The organism is Thermodesulfatator atlanticus DSM 21156 (assembly GCF_000421585.1).
GTDB lineage: Bacteria > Desulfobacterota > Thermodesulfobacteria > Thermodesulfobacteriales > Thermodesulfatatoraceae > Thermodesulfatator > Thermodesulfatator atlanticus.
Map to the genome: position 1 here is coordinate 87,242 of NZ_ATXH01000005.1, position 25,743 is coordinate 112,984.

The window sequence follows — 25,743 nt, forward strand, 5'->3', positions numbered from 1 at the left end:
GGAGGAAGAATGTCCATTGAAAGGCCTATTTTCCGAACAGAAGACCTCTGTGCTTATTACGGCGATTTTATGGCAATAAAGCACGTGACCGTTTCCATCCCAGAAAAAAAAGTCACGGCTCTTATGGGCCCTTCTGGTTGCGGTAAAACCACTTTTATCAGATGTCTTAACAGGCTCCATGAGTTAACCCCAGGGGCACGCTATACGGGGAAAATATTTTTGCGCGATGAGGATATCCTTGAAATGGATCCTATTTTGGTGCGTCGCAAAGTTGGCATGGTTTTCCAAAAACCTAATCCTTTCCCTACCATGACCATCTATGACAACGTGCTTGCGGGTTATAAGCTGCTTGGTATCAGGCTAAAAAGGGATGAAGCAGACCGTATAGTTGAAGAAGCCTTGCGTAGGGCAGCACTTTGGGAGGAGGTAAAAGATATTTTGCACCGTCGGGGGACTTATCTTTCTGGTGGCCAGCAACAACGGCTTTGTATTGCCAGGGCCCTTGCGGTAAATCCTGAAGTTCTTTTGATGGATGAGCCTACCTCTGCCCTTGATCCTAAAGCTACCCTTCAGATAGAAAACCTTATTGTGGAGCTAAAAAATACCGTAACAATTATCATTGTGACCCATAATATGCCTCAGGCAGGGCGTGTGTCAGACTATTCAGCCTTTTTCTATCTTGGCGAGCTTGTAGAGTTTGGTCCTACTGCCGAAATGTTTACTAATCCCAAAGATCCGCGTACGGAAGAATATTTAACTGGAAAATTTAGTTAGGATTTAATAATATCTATTCTTGAAGCTGAATTTTTTTGGAGGAATTCATGAATATCCACTTACAAAAAGACTTACAGGATCTTAAGAGATACCTGCTTGAAATGTGCCGCTTGGTATCTGAGTCCGTACGAACTGCTGTCAAAGCCTTTGAAAATCGCGACCCAGAGTTGGCTAAACTGGTTGTTAAGCAAGATAACAAAATCGACGCTATTGAGAATGAAATCCTGGTTTTCTGTTTAAAAATTCTCGCTTTACACCACCCTTTAGCACGTGATTTGCGTTTTATTACTTCGGCTATGAGTATGATTCGAGATTTAGAGCGTTTGGGAGATCAGGCAGTAAACATTGCTGAACGTGTTGAAAATATTACTCAAGCAGGGATATTCACCTGTCCGGTTGATTTGAGTGACATGGCCCGGGAGGCCTTGGGAATGCTAGATGGAGCTTTGGAAGCCTTTGTTACACAGGATCCTGAAAAGGCCTGTGCTATTTGTCTCAAAGACGAAAAAGTTGACGCGTATCAGAAAGTTTTGATTGACAAAATTATAGATTGTATGAAGGCAAATACCAATACCATAAGTGTTGGAATAGATTATATTATAATTGTAAACAATTTAGAAAGAGTAGCTGATTTAGCTACCAATATTGCGGAAGAAGTGGTCTTTCTAGTTGAGGGACGCATTGTTAGACATCAAGAAATTTGTGAATCGTATATTACAGAAGTTGAACCAGAAGAAACGATAGACAGTATAAAAAAACCGCCCAAAGAAAGGAAAGACTTGTTTGGTTATCTCGAAGAGCATGCAAGGCTAGTTATTAAATGCGCTTCTATGATTCCAAAGGCTCTAGAATCCTTTTTTGCTAAAGATTTTGATAGTTGTCACAAAATATATGCCGATCTTGTTCAAGTAGAACGAGAAGCTGATACCGTTAAGAAAAATATTAGAGGACACTTGCCTCATGGCATCATCCTTCCGGTGGATAAGTTTGAACTATTCCTGTACCTTAAAGAGCAAGATGCTGTTGCTGATGCTGCTGAAGATATTCTCAAATGGCTTACTTTTAGAGAGGCTACAGTTCCTGAAGATCTGTCTTTTCAAATTATGCTTTTAACCAAACACAATTTAGAGACTGCGGAGTTACTCATTCCTTTGCTTGAATTTTCTAAAGCCTATTTAAGCTCAGCGGATAATATTGCCCGGGAAAAGGCCAAAGATGTTATTCGGAAAATTCGTGCACGTGAGCATGAAAGCGATGAGATTGCCACTACTCTTAAACGAGAAATTTTTAATATGGAAGCTGACGCTTTGTCTGTTTTTCATCTCTTAAGGATTACCGAATTTATCTGTCAGATTTCTGGCCATGCAGAAAATGCCGGAGATCTTATGCGGGCAATGCTTGCTAAAGTTTAGATGCTTTTATTGGTCCCAACCGAGATAGAAGCAAAAGTCCTTAAAAAATTTGGCCTTGAGCCAGTAATAATCGGGATGGGGCCTGTTGAGGCTGCTATTGCCGCGTATGATAAACTTAATACCCAGATCGAAGGCCCAGTTATTCTTGCGGGTATTGGAGGGGCCTATCCTGGCTCAGATTTGAAGATCGGAGATATTGCTTTAGCAAGCGTAGAGTTTTTTGGAGACCTTGGCACTTGTCATCCATCAGGTTTTAGATCCTTTTCGGCCAACCTTCCCGCCAAGAGGGAAGTATCTCTTAGGCATCCCATTTTAGAGAAGGCCCTTGCTCTTCTTGAAGAAGAAGGCTTTTCTCCTGAATGTGGGGCTTTTGTTACGGTATGCTGCGCTACGTATGATACCGAACGCGGGGAGATTCTCGCTATAAGGCATCAAAATGCCCTTATCGAAAATATGGAAGGCTTCTCCGTAGCACTGGTGGCGCAAAAACTTTCCCAGCCCTTGCTAGAGATAAGAGCTGTTAGTAACTTGATTGAGAACCCCAAAGCAGGCTGGAAAGTAGCATTAGCGCTGGAGAAACTTGGAGAAGCCTTAGTATGTCTGAAAAAGAAGTTATAAGTCTTGGGTTTTCCCCCTGCCCCAACGATACTTTTATCTTTGGGGCTTTGGCCACAAGACAGATCAAGGCCAATTTTTCCTATAAGCTTGTTGTAGAAGATGTAGAAAAACTTAACCAACAGGCCCTTTCTGCTGAACTTTTGGTGTCGAAATTGTCTTTTGGCGTATTTCCTGCTGTTATCCAAAAATATCAATTGCTCCCAGTTGGGGGGGCTTTGGGTTTTGGTTGTGGTCCTGTGGTGGTAGCTAAAGAAAAAAAGCTTGATTTTCGTTTGGCAAAAGTGGCTGTTCCAGGATTCAATACCACGGCGTATTTTCTCTTTAAATTTTTTGCTCCTCAAGCCCAAGAAATAATTCCCATGCGTTATGACCAGATAATGCCTGCCGTTTTAAATGGAGAGGTTGATGTCGGGGTCTTAATCCATGAAACCCGCTTTGTATTCGACAAGTACGGTCTTGTGAAAATTGCCGACCTGGGAGCCTGGTGGGAAGAAGAAACAGGCCTTCCCATACCTCTTGGGGGGATTTTTATTAAAAAAGATCTTGACAGCCAGATAAAAGAATTGGTTCTCGAAGATATAAATAAAAGCCTTTGGTTTGCCCAAAAAAACAAAGAAAAAGTATGGCCTTATATTTGCAGGTTGGCCCAGGAGATGGACGAAAAGATCATAAACCAGCACATAAATACTTTTGTAAACGAATTTACCTTTTGGCTTTCTGAAGAAGGCCGACAAGCAGTTTCTTTTTTCCTTGAAAAGTGTCGTCAAAATGGTCTGCTTGAGCACATTCCTGTCGACTTTTTGTTTTTACCTGAGGAGGCGCGCTAGTGAATCTCTGGCAGATCCTTCTCCATGCAAGCCCTGTGGCCAAATTAACCCTTTTGGTTCTACTTTTTCTTTCTATTGGCACTTGGGCAGTAATTTTTGTTAAATGGCGTCAATTTAGGAGAGCTACGGCGGGCTTGCGGGATCTCATTCTTGCTGTTGAAAGAAGCGAGACTTGTGCTGACTTTGCCACTAAGCTTCGCAAACACAGGAAGTCTTCCGCCTGGCAGGTGGCACGCTATATCCTTGCGGAAGTAGCCCGTCTCAAAAAAGAAAACACCTTGCCTGAGGAAAAAGAGCTTTTTGCCTTGTGGCTTGAGATGTTTATTAAGCGCCTTGGTCGCCACCTAAATGTGGCCAGAGAACGCGAGGCCTTGCAATTGAAAGAAGGCCTTTCTTTTTTAGCTATAACGGGTAATGCCGCACCTTTTATCGGGCTTTTTGGTACGGTATGGGGCATTATGACGGCTTTTCATCAAATTGGTCTTAAAGGCTCAGCAAGCCTAGCTACCGTGGCCCCGGGCATTGCTGAGGCCCTAATCGCAACTGCCCTGGGACTTTTTGCCGCTATTCCTGCAAGCGTGGCCTATAACTTTTTTGCCGCGCGGCTTGAGGCCATAGAAACCGAACTAAACGAACTCGGGGAAACCATCATCCTTCTCGTTGAAAAAGAATTCATGTACGAAATAGCCTCTGAAGATTAACTTCTGCTTTTTCTCAAGGCCCTTTCCAGCAACCGTTCCCATTTTTTCGTTTCGAAAAATGGGACTTTCCTGCGGCTATGTTTGCAAACTCTGATCTTGGTAATCCAAACTGCCATCACTTTCATCTGATAAGAAACCACAGTTCGATTAACGGATCTTTCTCTTGCCACTCACATTCTGCTCAGACCTTCGGTTCAGGAAGATTCATCCCCTTGTCATTAAAGCAAATTTTTATTTAGTTCAAACAACTTGACAAATACCTATAGGGGTATATTGTTAAAGCATGAAAAATAAAGATAAAGAGAAAAAAGAACTACTCAATCGTTTAAATAGAGCTCAGGGGCAGCTCAGAGCCCTTATGGAAATGATTGAAAATGAAGCTCCGTGTGAGAAGACCCTGGTCCAGTTTAAGGCAACTAAAGCGGCTCTTGAAAATGCTTTTGCCAAATTTTTAGAAATTTCTTTAAAAAACTGTCTGGCACAAAAAGACGAAAAAAATCTAGCCTCCATACTAAAAATAATTTGTCAAAATTTGTAGGGGCTTTATGGCCATGAAAAACAATAAAAGATCACGGCGTCAGTGGTTGCTCTTGCCTATTTTTGTAGTGGCTTTTAGCCTGGGCTGGAAGTACCACTGGCTTGGTTTTGTGGTGCCTATAGCCATGCTGGTAGGGATGGTTGGCGGCCTTTTACGCGGGCGCTATGTTTGCGGAAACCTTTGCCCGCGGGGCGCCTTTCTTGATCGCATATTAAGCAAAGCAAGTCCCAAAAAAGACATACCGGCTTTTTTAAGGCATCCATATTTGCGGGCATTTATGTTTGTTTTTTTGATAGGAATTCTTACCTTACAGATTTCGAAAGATCCGCAAAATCTCATGCACTGGGGTTTCAGCTTTTGGCTTATTTGTTTTGTTACCACCATATTAGCTTTAATGCTTGGTTTTATCTGGCATTATAGGGCATGGTGTTATCTTTGTCCTATAGGATCTTTTTCAGCCTTAGTTGGAGGGCACAAGAGATTTTTGGCGATTGACGAGGAGAGATGTAAGGGCTGTTTACTTTGCGAAAACGTTTGCCCCTTGAACCTCAAGGTTGCTAGCAAAGCTAATAACAACGAGATAAAGAACCGAGACTGCTTACAATGCCTGGAATGCGTAGATTCTTGCCCAAAGAGAATTCTTGAACTGAGAAGTTCGTAGGGAAGTAATTTTATCCGACAAAGTGTTATCGCAAAGCGACGAAATTTTAAGGATTTTCTGACTTTCTTTTTTTAGCGTTTTCAAGCCATTCTAAAAAGAAGGCAAGAAACATTCCCAAAAAAAGGCCTGATACTATAGAAACTGCCAAAATGAGTTTTTTCTTGGGCTTGTAAGGCTTAGTAGGGGCAACGTTAGTTGTAATTAGAAAGAAGGGCTTTAAATTTTGGAGTTCGCTATATTTTTCGAGATAAGAACTTTGCAAGTCTTTCAATAAAAGCTCAAGTTCGGTTATTCCTTTTATTTCATTATCGCTCAATTTACTTTTCTTCAAAATTTCTTTTTTCAATTCTTCGATGTTTCTAATTTGTCTTTCTAAATTTTTAATCTCTTTGGTTAAGATTTCTCTCCTAAGTTCAATTTTATTTTTAATAGTCGGAATTTTGGCAAGATAGATTGCAATATGTTTTTGAAGTGGAAGAAGTTCTTGGTTGTTAGTGCTTTCTAAAGTTACTTCGACTATTTCCTTATTGTTTCTAGGAATTCGACTTGAAATTGAAATAATATTCTTGGGATTTTTTATGTTTAAGACTTTTCTTAGTTCATCATAGCGTCCTTCTTTTATAAGTGTTGAAATTGTTTCTATCCCCTGACTTATCTCGTAAACTGATGCTTCTTGAGCCTGTAATGCAAACTTTATTTTGTAAATATCTTTTGCCACAAAAAGATAGACGCAGGCAAAAATGACAAAAATAAAGGTTGTTATAAAAATGACAGCCTTTCTCTTCTTAAGTGTGAGCCAGAGCTCGTAGAGGTCTATCTCGTCCTCTTCATAGTAAGGTGGCGTGTAGGGAGGCGGTGCTTTTTGTTCTTTTTCCATAAATCCCCAGGATGTGCCAATAAATTTTAGGCGGATTTTAGCGGAAACAGAAAATTGCGCAAGATGATCACACCTTCTGGCAATTCGTCCGATTCAAAGTCCCAGTCTTTAGGCGGACGGTGTAAGCGTTTCCAGGCATAAAGAGAGGTTCCAATGGACTCTGGATGAAACTGAACCCCTTCTACTGGAAATTCTTTGTGCCGTACCCCCATTATTTCGCCTTCTTCGTCCCTTGCCGTAACCACTAGCTCAGCAGGCAAAGTTTTTTCTTCGATCACCAGTGAATGGTAGCGCATGGCCTCAAAGGGTGAAGGAAGCCCTTGAAATACACCCTGGCCGTCATGTTCAATCTGGGAGGTTTTGCCGTGCATAAGGCGTTTAGCGCGCACAATATTGCCACCAAAGGCCATGCCAATGCTTTGATGCCCAAGACATACCCCCAGAATAGGGATTTTTCCAGCAAAATGCTTGATAGCAGGGACAGAGATCCCTGCTTCTTTAGGGGTGCAAGGACCAGGAGAAATAATAAGATGCGTGGGGGAAAGCTTTTCTATTTCAGAAATGGAAATGGCGTCGTTGCGATATACCAGGACTTCGCTTTTTTTAGCCAGCTTTTCACACATTACCCCCAGAAGCTGGACTAGGTTATAGGTGAATGAATCGTAATTGTCTATCACTAAAAGTCTTATCCCCATTTAAAGCCCTCCCTGGGCTAATTCAATGGCTTTCATCATTCCACGGGCTTTGTTTATGGTTTCCTGATATTCCTTCTCAGGATCAGAGTCTGCCACGATTCCAGCGCCTGCCTGGAGATAAAGACGGGTGCCTTTTTGGAAAAGCGTTCTAATGGCAATACAAAAATCCATATTCCCTGAAAAACCAAAGTATCCTACCGCTCCGGCATATGGCCCACGCTTGGCATGTTCAAGCTCTTCGATTATTTCCATGGCCCGTATTTTGGGTGCTCCTGAAACTGTGCCCGCGGGGAAAGAGGCCTTAAGCACGTCAAACATGTCTTTCCCGGGTAGAAGCTCGCCACGTACCCCTGAGACCAGATGCATTACGTGGGAGTACCTTTCAATAACCATAAGTTCGTACACGTCTACGCTGCCGTAGGTGGCCACACGACCGACATCGTTGCGGCCAAGGTCAACCAGCATTAAGTGTTCAGCCCTTTCTTTTTGATCGTGCAAAAGGTCTTCTGCCAGGGCCAGGTCTTCGGTTTCTGTGCGCCCGCGGGGTCTAGTGCCTGCAATGGGGCGCACTTCAATTATACCTTCTTCAAGGCGTACCAATATCTCAGGAGATGAGCCGATAAGGGTTTCATCCCCTAGGCGAAGGTAAAAAAGATAAGGCGAAGGATTAATCTTGCGAAGGGCGCGATATAAGTCAAAACACCTGATGTGGTTTTCACCTGAAAAACGCTGGGAAAGGACTACCTGGATAACGTCACCAGCCTGAATATATTCCTTGGCCTTTCTCACCATTTCGTGGAATTTTTCTCGGGGGATTTCGGGTTTTAAAGAGGTTTCTTTTTCTACTGGATTTGCTGGAGGATAAATTAGCGGCCCGCGCACTCGTCTCACCATGGCTTCGATTTCAGTGCGTGCCCGTTCGTAAGCAGCCTCTGGGTGAACGCCTTCATTGATACGTGCGTTATAAATCACCAAAAGCGTGTGCTTTAAGCGGTCATAAACCAGAAGAATTTCAGGAAACATAAGGTGAATATCTGAAAACCCCGTGGTTTCAGGAAGCGTGTCAGGGAGCCTTTCCATAAAACGGACGGTGTCATAAGAGAGAAAGCCCACCGCTCCCCCAAAAAAACGCGGGAGGCCCGGGATAGTGGCTGCTTTGAACTGTGAAATTAACTTGCGCAGGGTTTCAAATGGGTCTTGTGCCTGAAAACGTCTTTCGCCATGGCGGTCCATCAGGGTGATATTTTGTCCGCGGGAGCGAAAGATTAAAAAAGGATTTACCCCTATAAAGCTAAAGCGGGCCCATTTTTCGCCACCTTCGATACTTTCGAGCAAAAATCCATAATGGCCCACATGGACTTTGTAAAAAAGTGAGATAGGGGTTTCCATATCAACCAGGACTTCCTGGTAAACAGGGATAAGATTGGCTTCTTTGGCTAACTCAAGAAAGGTCTTTTTGTCTGGTATAGTTTGCCCTAAAATCATGAGTCGCTTTTAGCCTTAAGCAGGTGTCATGTCAAGTTTAACGTGGACAGAGAAGCCAGGAAGAATTATAAGGTCAGCCATGTTAACCATACCAAATTTTATAACCCTTTTGCGCTTATTTTTGGTGCCGGTTATTTTAGCAAGTCTTTGGGCTCACGACTACCAGAGAGCGTTACTTTTTTTTGTCATAGCAGGGTTAAGTGATGCCCTTGATGGCTTTTTGGCCAGGCGTTTAAATCAGAAAACCCTGGTCGGCGCCATTCTTGATCCCATTGCCGATAAAACTCTGATTGATTCGATCTACCTTGCAGGGGCGCATCTCAAAATTTTGCCTGCCTGGCTTGCCGGGATCGTCGTTGGCCGGGATGTTTTTATCCTGACAGGATTTTTAATTCTTACCCTTTATACCAAAAAACTCGAAGTAAGGCCTACTTACTTGAGTAAAGGGACAACTGTTGCCCAGGTATCAACAATCGTTATCACGCTGGCAGGCTTCTCCTTCCAGGAAATATTTTTTTACTTTACTGGGATTCTTACGATTCTTTCTGGAGTTCATTATTTGTGGATAGGCGTGCGTTTCTTTCATAAAAATAAAAGGGCAGGGGGCTAGCCCTGCCCCTTGCCCCTCCCGACACTAGTCAGTGCGCTTTCTTCTTATGAGCATGCCAGCTGCAAATAACCCCGCCCCTAAAAGCATGTAAGATGCTGATTCAGGGGTATGGGCCATCACTTCGCCGTAGTCATTTCCGCATTCCATGGTCCAGTGGATCTTAATTTGATGGTAGTTGCTAAGATTTAACAAACTAAGAGGGATAGCTGCTTCGATAAAGTAGCGAGAGAAACTATGCTCTGGATCATCCTCGTACGCAAGTTCTCCTGCCCCAAGGTATGTTCCGTTTTCCATGCGGAAAGGATTGGAGACGGCATGGGCAGTGTAAGCAACATCCTGCCAGGAAGTGACTTTATAAAGTCCGCCTAACGTAAGGCCGCGGTTTTCCTGGCCGCCAACATAGTTTGAAATAATAAAAGCGTAGTCCCAGGTGCCGTCATTTCCTAGGTCAAGGCTTATGTCACCGGCATCATACGAAGAAGTTCCACTCTGAGGAAATCCGGTTGAGATAGCAAGATATAGATATCCGTTGCTAATAGTGGCAAGCATGGCTTCTACGTCATAGTCCTGCCCACCATAACCTGGGCCCACATAGCCATTTGCGCCTACTTCGTCTTCTTGCCAGACAAAGACCTCAGGGATGCCAGGATCCCAATTGTTACCATTTTCTGCAAAGTTTGTGGTGTTTAAGCCCCAGTCGGCAAGATTCCCGTCAACATTGATAGTCAAAGCCTGTCCCTTGGCGGCCCAAAAGAAAATTGCCAAGGTTAGCGTTAAAAAAAGTTTTTTCATTTTTCCCTCCTGTGATAACTGTTTTATTTTAATAAGCAATCTATGTGCCAATTGTTGATTCAAGAAAAATATTAGGTTTCAGGGAAGATAATACCCGGGTAGTGGAAAACCTTTTCTATTAACGGTGGAAAAATTTTTCTACCAAAAAAGTTTGAGGCGAATTTTTTTGAGTTCTTTTAAGGTGATAAGGGGAAGGTATTTTTGGGCGTCTATTTGGGAAGCCAATGACTTTACGTAAGACATAGCTTCATCGAGTTCTCTAGCGTGTATCATGGTGTAAAGATTATAAGGCCAGTCAGGGTAACTTTTTCTTTCATAGCAGTGGGTAATTTTTTTCTCTTTAGCCAAAAATTTTCCCACCTGGTCTAATTTTTCCTGGGGGATCTGCCAGGCTACCATGACGTTGCCACGAAGGCCTGCGCGATTGTGCCGTACAAGCCCGGCAAAACGCCTTATCATGCCGGTTTCAAGGCCTTTCTTGAGCCAGGAGATGACTTCCTCTTCGCTAAGTCCTACTTTTTTCCCCAGTTCTTTAAAAGGTCTTGAAACCCTGGGGAGGTCTTCCTGGGTAAGGCGCACCAAGGAAATAGTTTTCTCATCAGGGGTGAAAAATTTTTCTTCAGGTAAAGAAAAAGTTACTTCGTCTGAGTTGTTTTCTTCAGCAAAGTCGTAAACCACCGCGATATGGAAGATTTTGAGAATAGGCAAAAGAAGATAGCGCTCAACTTGAGCCCTTGCCATTAATGACGCTACAACGCTTTTAAGGTCTTCTCCAGGAGGGACGGCAATGGTAAACCACAGGTTAAAGAAATGATCGCGCAGGTAGTTATGGCTAACTCCAGGATAGGCGTTGATAATTTCAGCGGCTTTTTTGAAGTTGTACTTCGGGGCAGCTGCTGCCACAAGGCTTGTCTTGAAGCCCAAGGCCTGGGGATTAAAAATGGCGCCTATTTGTCGCAAAATGCCTTTTTCTTTTAAATTTTTTAGCCTTGCGAGGACTTCTTCCTCTGAAAGGCCAAGGCGTTTTCCCAAAGAAGCGTAAGGAGTGGACTCAAGGGGAAAACGCTTTTGTATTTCTGTAAGCAAGTTTTTATCCAAAGCGTCCATGCCATAATACTGCCAGGGGATGGCAAAAAGTAAAGCACTTGTCCCATTTTTCACAATTTACAAACTTTAAGAGGGACTTATAATGAAGCCATGTCCAGATCAAACAAATCAAAAAGACAACAAATCGGCCTTCTCGTCTTGATTGTCCTCTTAGTTGGGTTGGTGGTTTGGCTTTTCCTTTTTATCCACCACCGAATGCGTTATGCGGTTACCAATGCGGTTTTTGTAGAGACAGACGAACTTTCTTACGTGAGTTTTTCACAGGTGGCAGGCAAGATCATCAAAGTTACCAAAGACGAAGGTGAAAAGGTTAAAAAAGGAGAAACCCTTGCAAAGCTTGACGATGCTCCTTATCGCAAGGCACTTGAAAGGTTAGAAGCTGAGCGCAAGGCCCTTTTTCAGAAAAAAGAAGCCTTATCCATTGACATTGCCCGCGTCTCAAAAGACATAGAGCTTCGCAAAAAGCAAACTAAGCAAAAAATAGCCCAGCTTTTGGCAGAAAAAGAAGCTTTAAAATCTAAGCGGGCCGCTCTTTTGGCGCAGATATCCCAGCTTGAAAAAGACCAAAAGCGCTATCAAAGCCTTGTTGCCCGCAATTTGGCTCCTGAGCGCCAGCTTGAAGAAATCGAAACCAAACTAAAAGAACTCTTGAAACAAAAAGAAGCCATTTCTCACAATTTAAAGGCCCTTGAGCATGGAATTCGCGCAGCGCAGGAAAACCTCGCTTTGCTTGACAACCAAAAGAAAGTCATCGCTGAAAAAGAAAAAGAACTAAAAGCCCTCCTAGCCAAGGTAGACGCTATCTCTGCGGCTGTTGCTTCTGCCAAACTTAACCTTGATTACACTTCCCTTCGTGCTCCAATTGCAGGTGTTGTGGCCAAGAGATTTCATGTCCCAGGAGATGTGGTGGGTCCTGGGGAGCCGGTATACGCCATTGTTGATCCTGCCAAGATTTATATCCTGGTGCTTCTTGAGGAGACCAAGCTTCACGGGGTAGAAGTTGGTTGCCCGGCAAAAATCAAGATAGATGCCTATCCTGATAAAGACTTTGAGGGCGAAGTCACGGAAATTCTTCCAGCAACAGCTGCCAAGTTTGCTTTAGTGCCACGGGATGTATCAGCAGGGGAATTTACCAAGGTGGCCCAGCGTGTGCCTGTGAAAATCCGCATCACCAAGGGCCCTATCGAGCTTTTGAGAGTAGGCCTTGGTGGTTCGGTAGAAATTAAGAGAAAATGAATCCATCTTATAAGGATTTAACAACACTTGAGCGCGTGCTCATTACCTGTATCGTGATGGTGGGGGCTTTTATTGCCATTTTAGATACTACCATTGTGGACGTAGTAGTGCCCAAGATGATGGCCCCTTTGTCCACGGATCTTTACGGCGTCCAGTGGGTCATTACCGCGTATATGATGGCAGCGGCGGTGGGCCTTCTTCTTATAACTCCCTTGGCCCAGGCCTACGGTTTTTCTAAAGTTTTTTCCCTGGGGATTGCTCTCTTTACTATTTCAAGTGCAGCTTGTGCTTCAGCAAGCTCGCTGGCAGAGATGATAGTTTTTCGGTCGCTTCAAGGCCTGGGAGAGGCCTTTATCATGGGAGCAGCGCAAACTATTCTTTTTGCTGCTTACCCTCCTGAACGCCAAGGCCTTGCCATGGGTATATTTTCCCTGGGAGTGAGCTTTGCCCCGGCCTTAGGGCCTACCGCAGGCGGCTTTTTAACAGAACACTTTTCCTGGCGCTACATCTTTTATATCAACGTGCCTATCGGTATTTTGAATTTCTTGGCTGCCATATTCTTTCTAAAAGAGCTTTTGCCTCGTACCGGAAAACTCATCTTTAATTTTCGAAGTTATGTCCTGGTAAGCATTGCAACGGTTTCTCTTTTAATAATGCTTTCTAAAGGCCAACAATATGGCTGGTTTCAATCAACATTTATCGGGGTGCTTGGTTTTGTCTCTGCTATTTCTTTTTGCCTTTATATCATGTCTGAGATGAAGAGCAAAAACCCGCTTATTGATTTTAGTATTTATAAAATTCCTGAGTTTGGTCTGACTATGGGTTTTCATTTTTTTGTACTTGGCTTTGTGATGTATCAGATTTTTTATCTGTTGCCTCTTTATTATGAGAACTTAAAAGGCCTAACAACTCTTGACACAGGTATTCACATGCTGGCTTTTGCTGGTTTTATTGGCATTTTTTCTATTATTTCAGGTATCTTAAGCGATAAGATATCACCTGTAAAAATACTTTTCGTAAGTTTTGTTTTGTTATGTATTTGTAGTTATTTTCTTTTGCCAAAGCTAAACTATTGGCTTCCAGCAAAACATGCAGCCATTATTACGATTCCTTTTGGTATAGCCATGGGAACTTTTTTTGCTCCTTTATCAGCCCTTGCCTTGCGGCGCTTAGGGAATAGAGCAGGACTTGGGGTGGCCCTTATGCATTACCAAAGGTTCATAGGTGGTTCGTTTGGCACGGCCATTGCCACGAATACCCTGGAAAAACGAGCAACATTTCACTTTCAGGAAGCAGATAGCCTGCAAAACATAAATTACGTGGCGCTTTTTCTCAAAAAGGTAACTCATAAACTCTCAACCTTTTTCCCTGATGCTTTAGCAGAGGCCAAAGCCAAGGCCCTTTTTTATAAATGGCAGGAGGTTATGGCCTACTCGCTTGCCTTTCAGGATACCTTCCGCCACACCACCCTTTATGCCCTGTTAGGTGGGATATTTCTTGCAGCCTTGATGTATCAACAAAGATTTAAGCGGAGGGCTTAAAGTGAGAAAGTTTTTAATTATTTTGCTCCTGTGTTGGGGATTAAGCCATGGCCTAGCCATGGCTCAAGAAAAGTTAACCCTTGAGGCCTGTCTTAAAGAAGCCCTTTCCGAAAATCCTAATCTTGAGATGCTTAAGGCTCGCATCAAGGCGGCTGAGTCTATGGCTCAGGCTGCTAAACAGGAAAGATGGCCCACTCTAGCAGCGCGTTATAGCTATCTCCACCTTCGGGACCAGCAAAAAGTAGTTATTATGGGTCAAGATTTTCCACTTTCTTCCCACGAAAACATCGAGTTTGATTTTTTGTTTAACTTTCCTGTTTTTCACGGTTTTTCCTTGCGTATTAAAGAAAAGCTCCGCAAGCTCGATGTTGAGCTTGCAAGCTTTGAATACGAGCGTGCAGTATCCCGGCTTATCTTTGAAGTTAACAAGGCCTACTATGACGTTTTAAAGGCCAAGCGCGGGGTAATTGAGGCACGCAAGTCTCTTAAGCGCCTTGAGTCTCACTTGGAAACAGCCAAGGCCTATTATGCTCAGGGGCTTATTGCCAAGCACCAGGTGCTTGAAAGTGAGGTGGCATACGCCCAGGCTGAGCATGCTTTGATTGTGGCGCAAAATATCCTTGATCTTGCTAAGGGAAAACTGAACGTTTTACTAAATCGTCCGGTAAATGCTGCCATTGACGTGGAAGACATTCTTTCTGAGAAGCCAAAGCTTGAGGCCTTTGAAACCTATCTTGAAAAGGCTCTTAGCAGACGCCCTGAGATAAAAGCAGTACTCCTTGCCACTGAAAAGGCCCGTCAAAACGTGCGCCTTGCCAAGTCCGCATATTATCCCTGGGTTGATTTAAAAGCTATCTATCAAAAAAAGGGCATTGATCTCCTTGCTTCGCGCAACCCTTATGGGGACCGGGAAAACATTTTTGTAGGGTTTGAAATAAACTGGCTTATCTGGGATTGGGGAGCACGTAAAAGTAAAGTCTCGGCAGCCAGGGCCAAGGTGCTCGAAGAAGAGGCTTCTTTGCGGGACCTTAAGAACCGCATTTCTTTAGAGGTGCGTGCGGCATATTTGGATGTGCAAGCTGCGCAAAAAAAGCTCAAAGTGGCAGAAAGAGCCCTCAGGAGCGCTGAGGAAAACTTTCGCCTAAACGAAGCCCGTTTTAAAGAGGGCCTTGCTACCACTACCGATGTGCTTGATGCCGAAGCTTTTTTAACTTCAGCCAGGGTAAGACGTATCGAGGCCCTTGCTGATTTGAAAACCGCTTACGCCCGCTTGCTATACGCTGCCGGAATTAACCAAGGGCCTTTAAAAGCTGAGACGCCTTAATTTTTCCTTCTCGAATAATGCGAATTTCCTCTTCGGTTACATCTACCACTGTAGAAGGGATGGCCTCTTTAGCTTTGCCAGCATCAAGGATTAGGTCAACCTGGGGCATTATTCTGGCAACTTCTTCTGCCGAAGTGCAAGACGGTTTTCCGCTAATATTGGCACTGGTGCCGGTAACAGGGCGGCCAAGCAACCTGGCAATCCCGGTAGGCACGGGATGAGAAGAAAGCCTTACGCCTATTTTTCCTGTTCCCGCGGTAAGAAGGGGAGACACCTCAGCCCTTGCCTGCATAACAATAGTCAAGGGTCCTGGCCAAAACCTGGCCATTAATTTTTCCGCAACAGGAGGAATTTCCCTGACTACCAGTTTGAGTTGTTCAAGCTCACCTAGTAAAAGCAAAATGGGCTTTTTTTCAGGGCGGCCTTTTAAAGTAAAAATGCGTTTTATGGCGTTTTCATTGGTGTAGTCTGCGGCAAGGCCATAGATAGTCTCTGTGGGAATAGCACACACTCCACCTTCTCTTAGGACGTCAGTGGCTTTTTTAAGGGTTTCTAGGTCAGGTTTTTCGGGGTTAACAGCGATTATTTTCGGCATTTTGTTTTTCTAAATATTTGTATAAAATTTGGTTATGAGTCAAAAATTTTACTTCGTTGCGCGCATGCCCGATGAACCTGGTGCTTTGCACCGGGCCGCAGAAATAGTTCGCCGTTTTCAGGGTAACATAAACCGCATTCATTATGACCGACGTATCGACCCTAACACGGTCTTTTTCGAAGTAACGTTAGCAAACCGTGAGGCATACGAGAAGGTAAAACAAGGGCTAAAAGCCCTTGGCTACCTCCAGGAGACGTTAGAACCAATAGGATTTCTCAAGTTTAATGTTTATTTACCCCACAAGCCCGGGGCTTTATTTGAGTTTCTCAACTATATAACCGAAGCAAGAGCAAATATTGCCTTTTTAGACTTTGACGACCAAGGGCCACATCCTGACCGCCTTACCGTAAGCCTAACGGTGGAAAAAAGCGCCTTGATAGACAAGCTTCTTAATCGTCTTAAGTCGCGCTATCGCCTTGAAATTCTAGAGTATGATACCCGAGGCGATTATCTTGATAACACGGTTTTTTATCTCCGTTTTGCCCAGAGGCTTCGCGAAATCATTGGCGAAGCCGAAGATGAATTTCTCTTGCGTTTGCTGGCAGACATAAACCACATTGTTCAGGAACTTACCAATTTGAGGCAAGATCCCCATGAGGTCTTTCGTTGTATCATTGAAACAGGACAACGTCTCAAAGAAACTACAGGGCCAAATTTCTATGTAGACGTACAAAAATTTTCTTTCGATGGCTTTGAGCTTTTCTGTTTTCAGCTTCCTTATGGTGGGAACGTTTTTCTTCTGAGTAGCGCTGACGAGACAATAATGATTGACACAGGTTTTGGGCTATACCATGAGGATTTATTGCGAGTGTTTCAACATTACGGGCTAGGAGATTTGAATCGTCTTAGCAAGATTTTTATCACTCATGCCGATGCGGACCATGCCGGGGCTGCGGGCTTTTTCAATGTGCCAGCATATTTACACAAAGGCACTAAAGAGATAATTCAAAAGGCCAACAGGGCTTACGGCTCAAGAGTGGAAGGTTCTATTTTGGAAGAAGTTTATACCAAACTTATCAACCTGTTTTCGCGATTTACACCCCCTGAAAAGGTAGAACTCTTCCCGCAGGAAGTTCTAGGACTTCGGGAGATTTTTCCGGTCATTATGCGTTTTAATTTTGCTGGATATGAATTTGAAGTGCTTGAAAGTCTAGGGGGCCATCTTTATGGTCAGGTGTTTTTCTTCTGCGAAAAAGCAGGCCTTCTTTTTACTGGCGACAGCCTGCTTAATTTAAAAAGTTTCACCCCAGAGCGTTTAGAGTTTGCAAAACTCGCCAAAATCCTTATGACTTCGGTAAATGTTGATAGTGAAATCGCAACCAAAGAACGCTTGGCATTGCTTAAGCTTGCTGAGCAAACAGATGCCAAGCTAAAAATTCAGGGCAGGCGTTGTCTTATCTGCGGCGGACATGGGGCAGTTTCTGTCCTTAAAAGTGGCGAACTGGAAGCCACAGGAAAGATAGAGCATTTCGGGTTCAATTAGCTGGGAAACTTTGCAAATTGCCGAAATGCAAGGTATCCGTTCCCATTTTCGGAACGAAAAAGGGAACGGTTGCTCGAACGGACCCTAAAAAAGTTGTTTTGCCTGCCTTAGGATGACCTGTTTCCTGTAACGTGGGCGGATATTTGGTCGAAAAGAAAAAATGTACCCATTACAGATAAGATTTGCTTTGCGGCAACTCTTTGTGCAAAAATCCTTTGGATTAAAATGAAGGCATGATTTACGAATTTGTTGCTGAAGGGAGCTTTAAACTCACCGCTGAAATAAAACCTACTGGAGACCAACCAAAGGCCATTAGCACCCTTTGCAAATGGGTGGAAGATGGCGTAAAGCACATGGTGCTTAAGGGGGTAACGGGCTCAGGGAAGACCTTTACCATGGCCAATGTTATTGCTACCCTTAATCGTCCAACCCTTATCATCGCGCCCAATAAAACCCTTGCAGCCCAGCTTTATAACGAATTCAAAAAACTATTCCCTTACAACGCCGTGGAATACTTTGTGTCTTACTACGATTATTACCAGCCAGAGGCCTACATCCCTGCCTCAGATACCTACATTGAAAAAGACGCCTCTATCAACGAGCTTATCGACAGGCTGCGGCACTCTGCCACGGCAGCGGTGCTTTCGCGGCGTGATGTTATTGTAGTGGCAAGTGTTTCCTGCATCTACGGTCTGGGTTCTCCTACGGAATACTCTCGTATGCATCTTTATCTCCAAGTTGGTAAAGATATGCCGCGGGAGCGAATTATCCGCCGCCTGGTGACCATGCACTACGAACGCAAGAATTTTGAACTAACCCGCGGGACTTTTCGGGTAAGGGGCGATATTATCGAAATCTTTCCTGCTCACGAAGAAAAACAGGCGATAAGGATAGAACTTTTCGGCGACACTATCGAAAGCATTAAGATCATAGATCCTTTTCGGGGAAAGGTCCTTGGGCGGATTGAGGCGGTAACTATTTTCCCGGGGACGCATTACGTTACCAGTGAAGAAAGGCTAGCCCTTGCCATTGAAGAAATAAAGAAAGAGCTTGAAGAAAGGGTGGCCTGGTTCAAAAGCCAGGGGCGGCTCCTTGAGGCTGAACGTCTTTTAAAACGCACCCTTTTTGATTTAGAAATGCTAGAGGAAATGGGCTTTTGCCATGGGATAGAAAATTACAGCCGCTATCTCGATGGCCGGGCACCAGGTGAACCCCCTTATACCCTGCTTGATTATTTCCCGGATGATTTTTTGATTTTCATTGATGAAAGCCATATCACCATCCCTCAGCTTCATGGTATGTATCGTGGTGATAGGTCCCGTAAAGAAACCCTGGTGGAATATGGTTTCAGGCTTCCTTCAGCCCTTGATAACCGTCCGCTTACGTTTGAAGAATTTGAACAACGTGTGAATCAGGTAATTTACGTCTCCGCCACTCCAGGGGAATACGAACTCAAAAAAGCAGGCCCTTATGTGGTTGAACAGATTATCCGCCCTACAGGGCTTATGGATCCCAAAATAGAAGTGCGACCGGCCAAATTCCAGATAGACGACCTGGTTGCTGAGATAAAAAAGCGCCTTAAGAAGGGTGAAAAAACCCTTGTTTGCACCCTTACCAAACGCATGGCCGAAGAACTCACTGAGTATCTCAATGACCTGGGGATTAAGGCCAAGTATCTTCATTCAGATATCAAGACCCTTGAGCGTGCCAAAATTATTCGGGATCTCCGCAAGGGTGTTTTTGATGTGCTGGTAGGGATTAACCTTTTACGTGAAGGTTTGGATATCCCCGAAGTTTCATTGGTAGCTATTCTTGATGCTGATAAAGAAGGTTTTTTGCGATCTGAGCGCTCTCTTATCCAGATTGCAGGTCGGGCCGCAAGGAACGTTAACGGGACCGTTATCCTTTATGCTGATAACGTGACAGAATCCATGCGCAGGGCCATGGAAGAGACAGAAAGACGGCGCAAGATTCAAGAAGAATATAACCTTACCCATGGCATTACGCCTAAGACCATTAAAAAAGGATTTGAAGATGCCCTGGCTCAGTTTTATGAGGCAGACTACGTGGAGCTTGATGAACTGGCAGAGATAGACATCGAAGATGTTGATGAGCTTCGCAAGCTTATCCGCAGGACTGAAAAAGAAATGCGCGAGGCTGCCAAAAACCTTGAATTTGAAAAAGCCGCGGCCTTACGCGACCGCCTTTTTGCCCTGCGCCAAAAATTCTTAAAAGCTGCTTAAACCGATTTCGACTTAGGCCTGTTTTGGGATCGCTCCCATTTTTCGTTACGAAAAATGGTAAGGTGGCTATTTCAGTTCAAAGTGTCAACTGTTTTGAGTTTCCGAAGAGAGGGCAAAATTGATTGAAAATGTTTCACATCCTGATGTAAAATATTTCAAAGTATGAAACAATTTCACTACAAACCCAGGTTTTTAGCAGACGTTTTGCGCAAGACTCTTTCTTTCGCTCCAATCGTTGTCATTACAGGGGCCCGTCAGGTGGGGAAAAGCACTCTTCTTGCTAACGAACCTCCTGTGGCTGCCTGGCCCAAATATTCCCTTGATGATCCCGAAGTTTTAAGCTTTTTAGAGAAACATCCTAAAGAGTTAGTCTTTCAGGAAAAAAGACTTGTTATAGACGAAGTACAACGTTTACCTAAAATACTCCCCTACATAAAACTTGCTGTAGATGAGGATCGTTCCCGTCGTTATGTCCTTTCAGGCTCTGCTAATCTTCTTTTAATGAGACAAGTTTCAGAAAGCCTTGCAGGCAGGGCGATATATTTAGAACTTGGTCCCTTTTCACTTGATGAGCTAATGGAAAGAAAGTCAAGTCTTTTAACTTTTTTAGAGACACAGGAATTTCCTCCAGCTGATAAGCCTGACTTTTCCCTTGAGTTGTTATTATTTCGAGGAATGATTCCTCCCATTACAACTCTTGAAGACTCTTTTTCCATTAATCTGTGGTGGAAGGGATATATTGCTACCTATTTAGAAAGAGACCTTAGAAATCTTTCACAAGTTGCAAATCTTTCTGATTTTCATATTTTTATGGAAGTTCTTTCTTCCAGAACGGCTAGCCTTTTGAATCAACAAGATGTAGCCAGAGATGTTGGGCTTTCTCCTGCGACCATTTCGCGTTATCTAAATCTTTTAGAAACGGGAGGATTGATAACCAGGCTGAGACCTTATTTTGCCAATATTAACAAGCGACTAACCAAACGCCCAAAGCTCTACTTTTTTGATTGCGGTTTAACAAGAGTTTTATCTGGTTATCATAGTCCTGAAGAAATCCCTCCGGAATTTTGGGGAAAGCTTTTTGAAAATTTTGTCTTTCAGGAACTGTGGGCTTTAAGATCTCTTAAAGAAGGTGTGGAAATTTTCTTTTTCCGTACCTTGGGGGGGAAAGAGATAGAAATAGATTTTTTGCTTAAACACGGAAAAGCATTTCATGCTTTTGAAGTTAAATTTGCTTCAAAAATCACCCTAAAAGATTCAGAACCTTTACTTAAGATCCGCGAAATACTGCCTGGAATCAAAAGCCTGAACATCATTTATACAGGAGACGCATATCAAACCCTTCCCGGTCAGATAAAAGTTATCCCCTGGTGGTGGCTTTAGGTTCAATTTTTGTTTGGCTATTAAAAATTTTTTATGTTATCTTTTTCCCTTAAGAGGGATGCTGAGGCCTGCCTTGGTTTCCTTCACGAATAACTTTTAAGGAGTTTTTTGTATGCGTAAAGTTAAGTTAGGGGATGTTGTAAGCATTCATTGTGTAGGCCGTTTGGAAAGTGGCGAGGTTTTTGAAAGCACAGAAGGTGGCCCACCTTTTCAGTTCCAGGTTGGCTCGCCGGATATTATCCCTGGGCTTTCAGAAGCAGTGATCGGTATGGAAGAAGGTGAAGAAAAAGAAGTTACACTAACTCCTGATAAAGCGTTTGGTGAAAGAGACGAAAGGCTCGTAAAAGTTGTTCCCCGTGATGCCCTTTCTCTTGATACTGAGCCCCAAGTGGGTATGATGCTAAACCTTGTTTTTAATACCGAACAGGGCGAGGTAACCCTTCCTGCTACGGTAACCCATGTTGATGCGGAAAACATTACCCTTGATCTCAACCCGCCTCTTGCTGGGCAAAATGTCATTTTTAAAATCAAAGTCGTAGAAATTCAAAATGGTGAGTCTCCCCTTATCACACCTTAGCTAAATAAGGCCCCCTTGGGGGCCTTATTAAATCAATAACAAGCAAGTTCTCCTGAGATTATTTTTTGCCAAATTTTTGGGGCTTTTTGGAGCTCTTCGTAGGCAATTTCTTTGGCGTTAGAGGAAATCTTTTCAAAGTCACCTTCGGTTTTTATTTTCAAAGAAAGCGTTTGAGGCTCAGTAATAGGGCTTCCTATGCGGCTTACTAAAGTAACGTAAGCTTCTTTGATTTCTGGTATCTCAGAGACAAGAGTTTCTGCTATCTCGTTTGTCAGGAGATTATAAATTTTCCCAACGTGGCTTACAGGGTTTTTGCCTGCCGCAGCTTCAAGGCTCATGGGTCTGAAGGGGGTAATAAGACCATTTACACGGTTTCCTCGGCCAACTTCACCATCATCTCCTGCTTCTGCTGAGGTCCCTGTGACGGTAAGGTAAATATCTCCTTTTTCAATATCATCAGCCGTGTTTACGTGAATTTCAAGAGAGGGATAGTCTTGCGAAAACTTGGTTTTTAGCTCCTGTAAGAGGTTTCTTTTTAAGGAAAGATAATCATCCAGGTTTTTCAAATAGCGGCCGATAGTAGCACAGGCTATCGTCAGTTTAAAATGTGAGTCTTCGCGCACGCCCATGACTTTTATGTCTTGTCCAACGGCAGGATATTTTTCACGAAAAGAAGGCGCGTTTAAAAACTTCTCAACGTGAAGTACGAGTTTTTCCAGAGGGCTTAAAGGGGCGTAGCCTACCCCAACAGAGGTATCATTGGCCAGCGGAACGCCTGTTTTTTGGAACTTACGAAAAAGTTCTACCAGTTCAAGGGAACCAGGTCTTACTAAAACCTTGGTTTTTACGTGCTGTTGTGGATGGAGTACGTGAAAATGTTGGTTGAACCAGGAATCTATTATTTCATGGGCCAGGTCTTTTACTGGAACCGAAACATCTTTATATGCTAAAGTTGCACGCCCCACGAAATAAAGTTCAAAAGGTTCAAGGATTTTTCCACCGCCAAATTCCGGTTCGGCACTTCCCGCAAAAAGAAGGCCTTTGTCCACGTTGTGATGAAGGATGAAGCCGAATTTTTCGAGATAAAAGCGACAAAGCGCACGCGAGAACTCTTCTGCCAGAGCGTCACATATGGTATCAGGGTGCCCAAGGCCTTTGCGTTCTACGACTTCTAAACCGGCTTCCGTAACAGATTTGTCTGATAAAGGCTCTACTACTAACATTTAGCCAAGCTCCTCAAGCCGGGCAATATTTTCTCGGATTCTCGAAAGCTTGGCCTCAAGTTCTTCTGCTCTTTTGCGTTCTTTTTCTACTACGTCTTTAGGCGCTTTTTTGAGAAAACCCTCGTTTTCAAGCCTTGCTTTCACGCGGGAGAGTTCTTTTAGGGTTTTTTCTTCTTCTTTGCGAAGTTTTTTGATTTCAGCAGAAACGTCAACAAGGCCTTCAAGGGGAACGAATATCTCGGCATCGGTAAGCACTGCCGAAGCAGCCCCTTTAGGACGCTCACCCTCTTTGGTTAATTCTAATTCAGATACCCTGGCAAGTTGTTTGATAACGGAAGCGAATTCTTCAAAAAGTTTCAGTGTGTTTTCTTTTTCCGTGCGCACGATGACTTTTAGCTCGGCAGTAGGGTGGAGATTATAATCGGCGCGTATGGCCCTGATAGCCACGATGGCTTCTTTTATTTTGTCTATTTCTTTTTCCAGGGTTTCGTCTTCAAAGGCTTTGTTTTGGGTGGGATAGGGGGCAATCATAATGGATTCGCCCTCATGGGGGATTGCCTGCCATATTTCTTCGGTGACAAAGGGCATAAAGGGATGCAAGAGCCTTAAGCTTGTTTCAAGTACCTCAAGAAGCACGTTTTGGGCCTGAAGGCGACTTTTTCCTTCTTCAGCAAGGAAACGCTTGGACATTTCCACGTACCAGTCGCAGAATTCATGCCAGAAGAAGTGATAAGCAGAGAGTGCTGCCTGGTCGAATTCATAAGCATCAAGGGCCGCGCGCACTTTAGCTACGGTGCGTGAAAGGCGCGAAAGTATCCAGCGGCTCTCTTTGGGAAGGTCTTCTTTGGCAAGGTCAATTTTCTCATAGCCTTCAAGATTCATTAATACGAAACGGGCAGCGTTCCAGATTTTGTTTACAAAATGTCGAAAGCCTTCGATGCGGGATTCTGCAAGTTTTATATCGCGGCCTTGGGCAGCCAGGGCTACCAAGGTGAAACGAAAGGCATCCGTGCCGTATTTTTCAATCATGACAAGGGGGTCAATCACATTGCCCTTGCTTTTGCTCATTTTCTGGCCCTTTTCATCGCGCACAAGGGCGTGGATGTAAACATGGTGAAAGGGAATAGCCCCCATGAAATGAAGCCCCATCATAAGCATGCGCGCAACCCAGAAAAAGAGAATATCGAAACTTGTCACCAGAAGAGAGGTTGGATAGTAGAGCCTAAGTTCCTGGGTGTCCTCAGGCCAGCCAAGGGTGGAGAAGGGCCAAAGTGCCGAGGAGAACCAGGTATCAAGCACGTCTTCTTCTTGGGAAAGAGCCGTAGAGCCGCAGTTAGCGCAGGCATCAGGGTCTTTGCGCGAGACTATTAGGTTGCCACAGTCTTTACAAGTCCAGGCAGGGAGCCTGTGCCCCCACCATATTTGACGAGAGATGCACCAATCGCGGATATTGTACATCCAGTCGTAATACAAGTTTTTCCAGTTCTCCGGGATGAGCTTGGTGAATCCGCGTTCTACCGCAGCGATAGCCGGAGTGGCAAGGGGTTTCATCTTCACAAACCATTGTTTGGAAAGAAGGGGTTCTACCACGTCATCACAGCGGTAGCATTTTCCAAGGACTACTTCGTAGTCTTCTATTTTTTCTAGGAGTCCCTGTTCTTTTAGGTCGTTTACTACTTTCTTGCGAGCTTCAAAACGGTCAAGCCCGGCATAAGGGCCTGCTTCAGAGGTCATTTTGCCGTCTTCGTCCATGACTTTTACAAAAGGAAGGTTATGCCGCCTGGCTATTTCGAAATCGGCAAAGTCGTGGGCCGGAGTTACCTTAACAGCACCTGTTCCGAATTCGGGGTCAACTTCTTTGTCGGCGATGATGGGAATTTCACGCCCGATTAGGGGAAGCTTTATCTTTTTACCGATTAGGCTTTGATAGCGTTCATCTTCGGGGTTAACCGCTACGGCAGTATCTCCCAGCATCGTTTCCGGGCGCGTGGTGGCCACTACGATGTAACCAGATCCATCAACTAGGGGATAGCGGATATACCACAGATGGCCCTTGGTTGGTTCGTGTTCAACTTCTATGTCTGCAAGAGCGGTGTGGCAGCGTGGGCACCAGTTGATAATGTAGTCACCGCGATAGATAAGGCCTTCTTCATAGAGGCGAACAAAGACCTCGCGCACCGCACGTGATAGACCTTCGTCCATGGTGAAACGCAAGCGTGACCAATCGCATGAGCAACCTAGGCGCTTGAGTTGTTCAATAATGGCGCCGCCGTATTCTTCCTTCCATTGCCAAACTCGTTTGAGAAATTCCTCACGGCCGATATCATGGCGGGTAAGCCCCTCTTTAGCCAAGGCCTTTTCAACCACGTTTTGGGTGGCAATACCTGCATGGTCAGTGCCTGGCACCCACAGCGTATCGTAGCCATCCATGCGTTTATAACGTGCCATGACGTCCTGAAGAGTGGTGTTTAAGGCGTGGCCTACGTGTAGCCTTCCGGTGACGTTGGGAGGAGGGATCACCATAGAAAAACGAGGACGGTTGGGATCAAGTTTGGGCTTAAAATAACCTTTTTCTTCCCAGAACTTGTACCACTTCTCTTCTACCCCGCGGAAGTCATACGCCTTTGGCAGCTCTTTCACAAAAAACCTCCCCTTTACATGAAGTAAAAAGATTTTATAACGCCAAATTTTACTTCCGACCAGTATCTAAAAATCTAGTTTGGTGGGAATCTAACCCGGGTAGCCTGGGGACAGGCAAAATTTTTTAAGCCTTCTTTCTGTCCAACCGATTTAAAAGAAAAGGGACAGGCAAATTTTAAAAGGAGGCTAATCATGGCGCGTATACCTAGAAAGTTCATCAAAAACCCAGAGGCCGCTTATCACATCATTTCTCGCACTGCCCTTCCAGGCCATAACGTCTTAGGCCCTGCCGAAAAAGACCACTTACTTCACCTCTTCCGCTGGCTCTCAAAAGTATTCTTCGT

23 protein-coding genes are annotated in these 25,743 nt (G+C 44.1%); 15 read left to right on the forward strand and 8 right to left on the reverse strand.

The genetic code is table 11. From position 1 onward, the window contains the following. Positions 1 to 9 precede the first annotated feature (9 nt). From pstB to H528_RS0103410, 7 genes are all read left to right on the forward strand, one after another. Positions 10 to 774, forward strand: a complete 765-nt coding sequence (gene pstB, locus H528_RS0103375; RefSeq protein WP_022852940.1) for a phosphate ABC transporter ATP-binding protein PstB — start codon at positions 10 to 12, stop codon at positions 772 to 774. Between the two features lie 47 nt (positions 775 to 821). Then, positions 822 to 2,186 carry a phosphate signaling complex protein PhoU gene (phoU, locus tag H528_RS13955; protein WP_051132475.1) on the forward strand — a complete coding sequence of 455 codons (1,365 nt, stop codon included), beginning with the start codon at positions 822 to 824 and terminating at the stop codon, positions 2,184 to 2,186. Then, entirely contained in the window at positions 2,187 to 2,804 is a 618-nt protein-coding gene (mqnB, locus tag H528_RS12510) for a futalosine hydrolase (protein WP_022852941.1), read from the forward strand. Next, positions 2,783 to 3,631 (forward strand): 1,4-dihydroxy-6-naphtoate synthase, encoded by an 849-nt coding sequence (locus H528_RS12515; protein ID WP_022852942.1) that lies wholly within the window; start codon positions 2,783 to 2,785, stop codon positions 3,629 to 3,631. Before mqnB ends, H528_RS12515 begins: the two co-directional genes overlap by 22 nt. Next, positions 3,631 to 4,332 carry a MotA/TolQ/ExbB proton channel family protein gene (locus H528_RS0103400; protein ID WP_022852943.1) on the forward strand — a complete coding sequence of 234 codons (702 nt, stop codon included), beginning with the start codon at positions 3,631 to 3,633 and terminating at the stop codon, positions 4,330 to 4,332. The genes H528_RS12515 and H528_RS0103400 overlap by 1 nt, the downstream gene beginning before the upstream one ends. A 283-nt stretch (positions 4,333 to 4,615) precedes the next feature. Beyond that, the gene (locus H528_RS0103405) at positions 4,616 to 4,870 is read left to right on the forward strand and encodes a metal-sensitive transcriptional regulator (protein ID WP_022852944.1); all 255 of its coding nucleotides are present in this window, start codon (positions 4,616 to 4,618) and stop codon (positions 4,868 to 4,870) included. Between the two features lie 13 nt (positions 4,871 to 4,883). Continuing rightward, on the forward strand, positions 4,884 to 5,531 hold the full coding sequence (locus H528_RS0103410) for a 4Fe-4S binding protein (RefSeq protein ID WP_169352766.1): 648 nt from the start codon (positions 4,884 to 4,886) through the stop codon (positions 5,529 to 5,531). A gap of 46 nt (positions 5,532 to 5,577) precedes the next feature. Here H528_RS0103410 and H528_RS0103415 read toward each other — a convergent pair whose 3' ends face one another. From H528_RS0103415 to trpE, 3 genes are read right to left on the reverse strand one after another with little or no spacing between them, the layout of a single operon-like run. Beyond that, a complete protein-coding gene (locus H528_RS0103415; RefSeq protein WP_022852946.1) occupies positions 5,578 to 6,408 on the reverse strand; it encodes a Wzz/FepE/Etk N-terminal domain-containing protein in 831 nt (276 codons plus the stop codon). A 26-nt stretch (positions 6,409 to 6,434) separates the two neighbouring features. Beyond that, positions 6,435 to 7,103, reverse strand: coding sequence for an anthranilate synthase component II (locus H528_RS0103420; RefSeq protein WP_022852947.1), 669 nt, complete (start codon positions 7,101 to 7,103; stop codon positions 6,435 to 6,437). Continuing rightward, positions 7,104 to 8,588 carry an anthranilate synthase component I gene (trpE, locus tag H528_RS0103425; RefSeq protein ID WP_022852948.1) on the reverse strand — a complete coding sequence of 495 codons (1,485 nt, stop codon included), beginning with the start codon at positions 8,586 to 8,588 and terminating at the stop codon, positions 7,104 to 7,106. Between the two features lie 79 nt (positions 8,589 to 8,667). Between trpE and H528_RS0103430 the strand changes: the two genes are divergently transcribed. Continuing rightward, positions 8,668 to 9,198: a CDP-alcohol phosphatidyltransferase family protein gene (locus H528_RS0103430; RefSeq protein WP_022852949.1), complete on the forward strand. Its 531-nt coding sequence runs from the start codon at positions 8,668 to 8,670 to the stop codon at positions 9,196 to 9,198. 24 nt (positions 9,199 to 9,222) lie between these two features. Here H528_RS0103430 and H528_RS0103435 read toward each other — a convergent pair whose 3' ends face one another. Next, positions 9,223 to 9,990 carry a PEP-CTERM sorting domain-containing protein gene (locus H528_RS0103435; RefSeq protein WP_022852950.1) on the reverse strand — a complete coding sequence of 256 codons (768 nt, stop codon included), beginning with the start codon at positions 9,988 to 9,990 and terminating at the stop codon, positions 9,223 to 9,225. Between the two features lie 138 nt (positions 9,991 to 10,128). Next, complete coding sequence (gene ahbA, locus H528_RS12520) at positions 10,129 to 11,151, reverse strand: siroheme decarboxylase subunit alpha (RefSeq protein ID WP_022852951.1); 1,023 nt, start codon at positions 11,149 to 11,151, stop codon at positions 10,129 to 10,131. A 36-nt stretch (positions 11,152 to 11,187) separates the two neighbouring features. Here ahbA and H528_RS0103445 point away from each other — a divergent pair, with 36 nt between their 5' ends. The 3 genes from H528_RS0103445 to H528_RS0103455 are packed head-to-tail and all read left to right on the forward strand — an operon-like array spanning position 11,188 to position 15,198. Continuing rightward, entirely contained in the window at positions 11,188 to 12,333 is a 1,146-nt protein-coding gene (locus H528_RS0103445; protein WP_022852952.1) for an HlyD family secretion protein, read from the forward strand. Next, positions 12,330 to 13,874 carry a DHA2 family efflux MFS transporter permease subunit gene (locus H528_RS0103450; RefSeq protein WP_022852953.1) on the forward strand — a complete coding sequence of 515 codons (1,545 nt, stop codon included), beginning with the start codon at positions 12,330 to 12,332 and terminating at the stop codon, positions 13,872 to 13,874. The genes H528_RS0103445 and H528_RS0103450 overlap by 4 nt, the downstream gene beginning before the upstream one ends. Position 13,875: 1 nt before the next feature. After that, entirely contained in the window at positions 13,876 to 15,198 is a 1,323-nt protein-coding gene (locus tag H528_RS0103455) for a TolC family protein (protein WP_022852954.1), read from the forward strand. Here the strand turns inward: H528_RS0103455 and H528_RS0103460 are convergent. After that, positions 15,164 to 15,793: an L-threonylcarbamoyladenylate synthase gene (locus tag H528_RS0103460; RefSeq protein WP_022852955.1), complete on the reverse strand. Its 630-nt coding sequence runs from the start codon at positions 15,791 to 15,793 to the stop codon at positions 15,164 to 15,166. The two genes, H528_RS0103455 and H528_RS0103460, sit on opposite strands and share 35 nt — an antisense overlap. Positions 15,794 to 15,827: 34 nt before the next feature. On the opposite strand from H528_RS0103460, the gene H528_RS0103465 reads away from it, so the two are divergent. From H528_RS0103465 to H528_RS0103480, 4 genes are all read left to right on the forward strand, one after another. Beyond that, on the forward strand, positions 15,828 to 17,336 hold the full coding sequence (locus H528_RS0103465; protein ID WP_022852956.1) for an MBL fold metallo-hydrolase: 1,509 nt from the start codon (positions 15,828 to 15,830) through the stop codon (positions 17,334 to 17,336). Positions 17,337 to 17,569: 233 nt separating this feature from the next. Beyond that, entirely contained in the window at positions 17,570 to 19,579 is a 2,010-nt protein-coding gene (uvrB, locus tag H528_RS0103470) for an excinuclease ABC subunit UvrB (protein WP_022852957.1), read from the forward strand. Between the two features lie 162 nt (positions 19,580 to 19,741). Next, positions 19,742 to 20,959 carry an ATP-binding protein gene (locus tag H528_RS12525; RefSeq protein ID WP_022852958.1) on the forward strand — a complete coding sequence of 406 codons (1,218 nt, stop codon included), beginning with the start codon at positions 19,742 to 19,744 and terminating at the stop codon, positions 20,957 to 20,959. A gap of 112 nt (positions 20,960 to 21,071) precedes the next feature. Then, on the forward strand, positions 21,072 to 21,536 hold the full coding sequence (locus H528_RS0103480; protein WP_022852959.1) for an FKBP-type peptidyl-prolyl cis-trans isomerase: 465 nt from the start codon (positions 21,072 to 21,074) through the stop codon (positions 21,534 to 21,536). A gap of 32 nt (positions 21,537 to 21,568) precedes the next feature. On the opposite strand, the gene H528_RS0103485 is transcribed toward H528_RS0103480, so the two are convergent. After that, positions 21,569 to 22,759, reverse strand: coding sequence for a methionine adenosyltransferase (locus H528_RS0103485; protein ID WP_022852960.1), 1,191 nt, complete (start codon positions 22,757 to 22,759; stop codon positions 21,569 to 21,571). Then, entirely contained in the window at positions 22,760 to 25,399 is a 2,640-nt protein-coding gene (locus H528_RS0103490; protein ID WP_022852961.1) for a valine--tRNA ligase, read from the reverse strand. Positions 25,400 to 25,743 lie beyond the last annotated feature (344 nt).

Bases quoted from the DNA above. Each gene is read 5' to 3' on its own strand.
- H528_RS0103415 (WP_022852946.1), bottom strand. From the start codon at position 6,408: ATGGAAAAAGAACAAAAAGCACCGCCTCCCTACACGCCACCTTACTAT.
- mqnB (WP_022852941.1), top strand. From the start codon at position 2,187: ATGCTTTTATTGGTCCCAACCGAGATAGAAGCAAAAGTCCTTAAAAAA.
- H528_RS0103435 (WP_022852950.1), bottom strand. From the start codon at position 9,990: ATGAAAAAACTTTTTTTAACGCTAACCTTGGCAATTTTCTTTTGGGCC.
- H528_RS0103450 (WP_022852953.1), top strand. From the start codon at position 12,330: ATGAATCCATCTTATAAGGATTTAACAACACTTGAGCGCGTGCTCATT.
- uvrB (WP_022852957.1), top strand. From the start codon at position 17,570: ATGATTTACGAATTTGTTGCTGAAGGGAGCTTTAAACTCACCGCTGAA.
- H528_RS0103420 (WP_022852947.1), bottom strand. From the start codon at position 7,103: ATGGGGATAAGACTTTTAGTGATAGACAATTACGATTCATTCACCTAT.
- trpE (WP_022852948.1), bottom strand. From the start codon at position 8,588: ATGATTTTAGGGCAAACTATACCAGACAAAAAGACCTTTCTTGAGTTA.
- H528_RS0103430 (WP_022852949.1), top strand. From the start codon at position 8,668: ATGTTAACCATACCAAATTTTATAACCCTTTTGCGCTTATTTTTGGTG.
- H528_RS0103465 (WP_022852956.1), top strand. From the start codon at position 15,828: ATGAGTCAAAAATTTTACTTCGTTGCGCGCATGCCCGATGAACCTGGT.
- H528_RS0103485 (WP_022852960.1), bottom strand. From the start codon at position 22,759: ATGTTAGTAGTAGAGCCTTTATCAGACAAATCTGTTACGGAAGCCGGT.
- pstB (WP_022852940.1), top strand. From the start codon at position 10: ATGTCCATTGAAAGGCCTATTTTCCGAACAGAAGACCTCTGTGCTTAT.
- H528_RS0103410 (WP_169352766.1), top strand. From the start codon at position 4,884: ATGAAAAACAATAAAAGATCACGGCGTCAGTGGTTGCTCTTGCCTATT.
- H528_RS0103445 (WP_022852952.1), top strand. From the start codon at position 11,188: ATGTCCAGATCAAACAAATCAAAAAGACAACAAATCGGCCTTCTCGTC.
- H528_RS0103460 (WP_022852955.1), bottom strand. From the start codon at position 15,793: ATGCCGAAAATAATCGCTGTTAACCCCGAAAAACCTGACCTAGAAACC.
- H528_RS0103480 (WP_022852959.1), top strand. From the start codon at position 21,072: ATGCGTAAAGTTAAGTTAGGGGATGTTGTAAGCATTCATTGTGTAGGC.
- H528_RS12525 (WP_022852958.1), top strand. From the start codon at position 19,742: ATGAAACAATTTCACTACAAACCCAGGTTTTTAGCAGACGTTTTGCGC.
- phoU (WP_051132475.1), top strand. From the start codon at position 822: ATGAATATCCACTTACAAAAAGACTTACAGGATCTTAAGAGATACCTG.
- H528_RS12515 (WP_022852942.1), top strand. From the start codon at position 2,783: ATGTCTGAAAAAGAAGTTATAAGTCTTGGGTTTTCCCCCTGCCCCAAC.
- H528_RS0103405 (WP_022852944.1), top strand. From the start codon at position 4,616: ATGAAAAATAAAGATAAAGAGAAAAAAGAACTACTCAATCGTTTAAAT.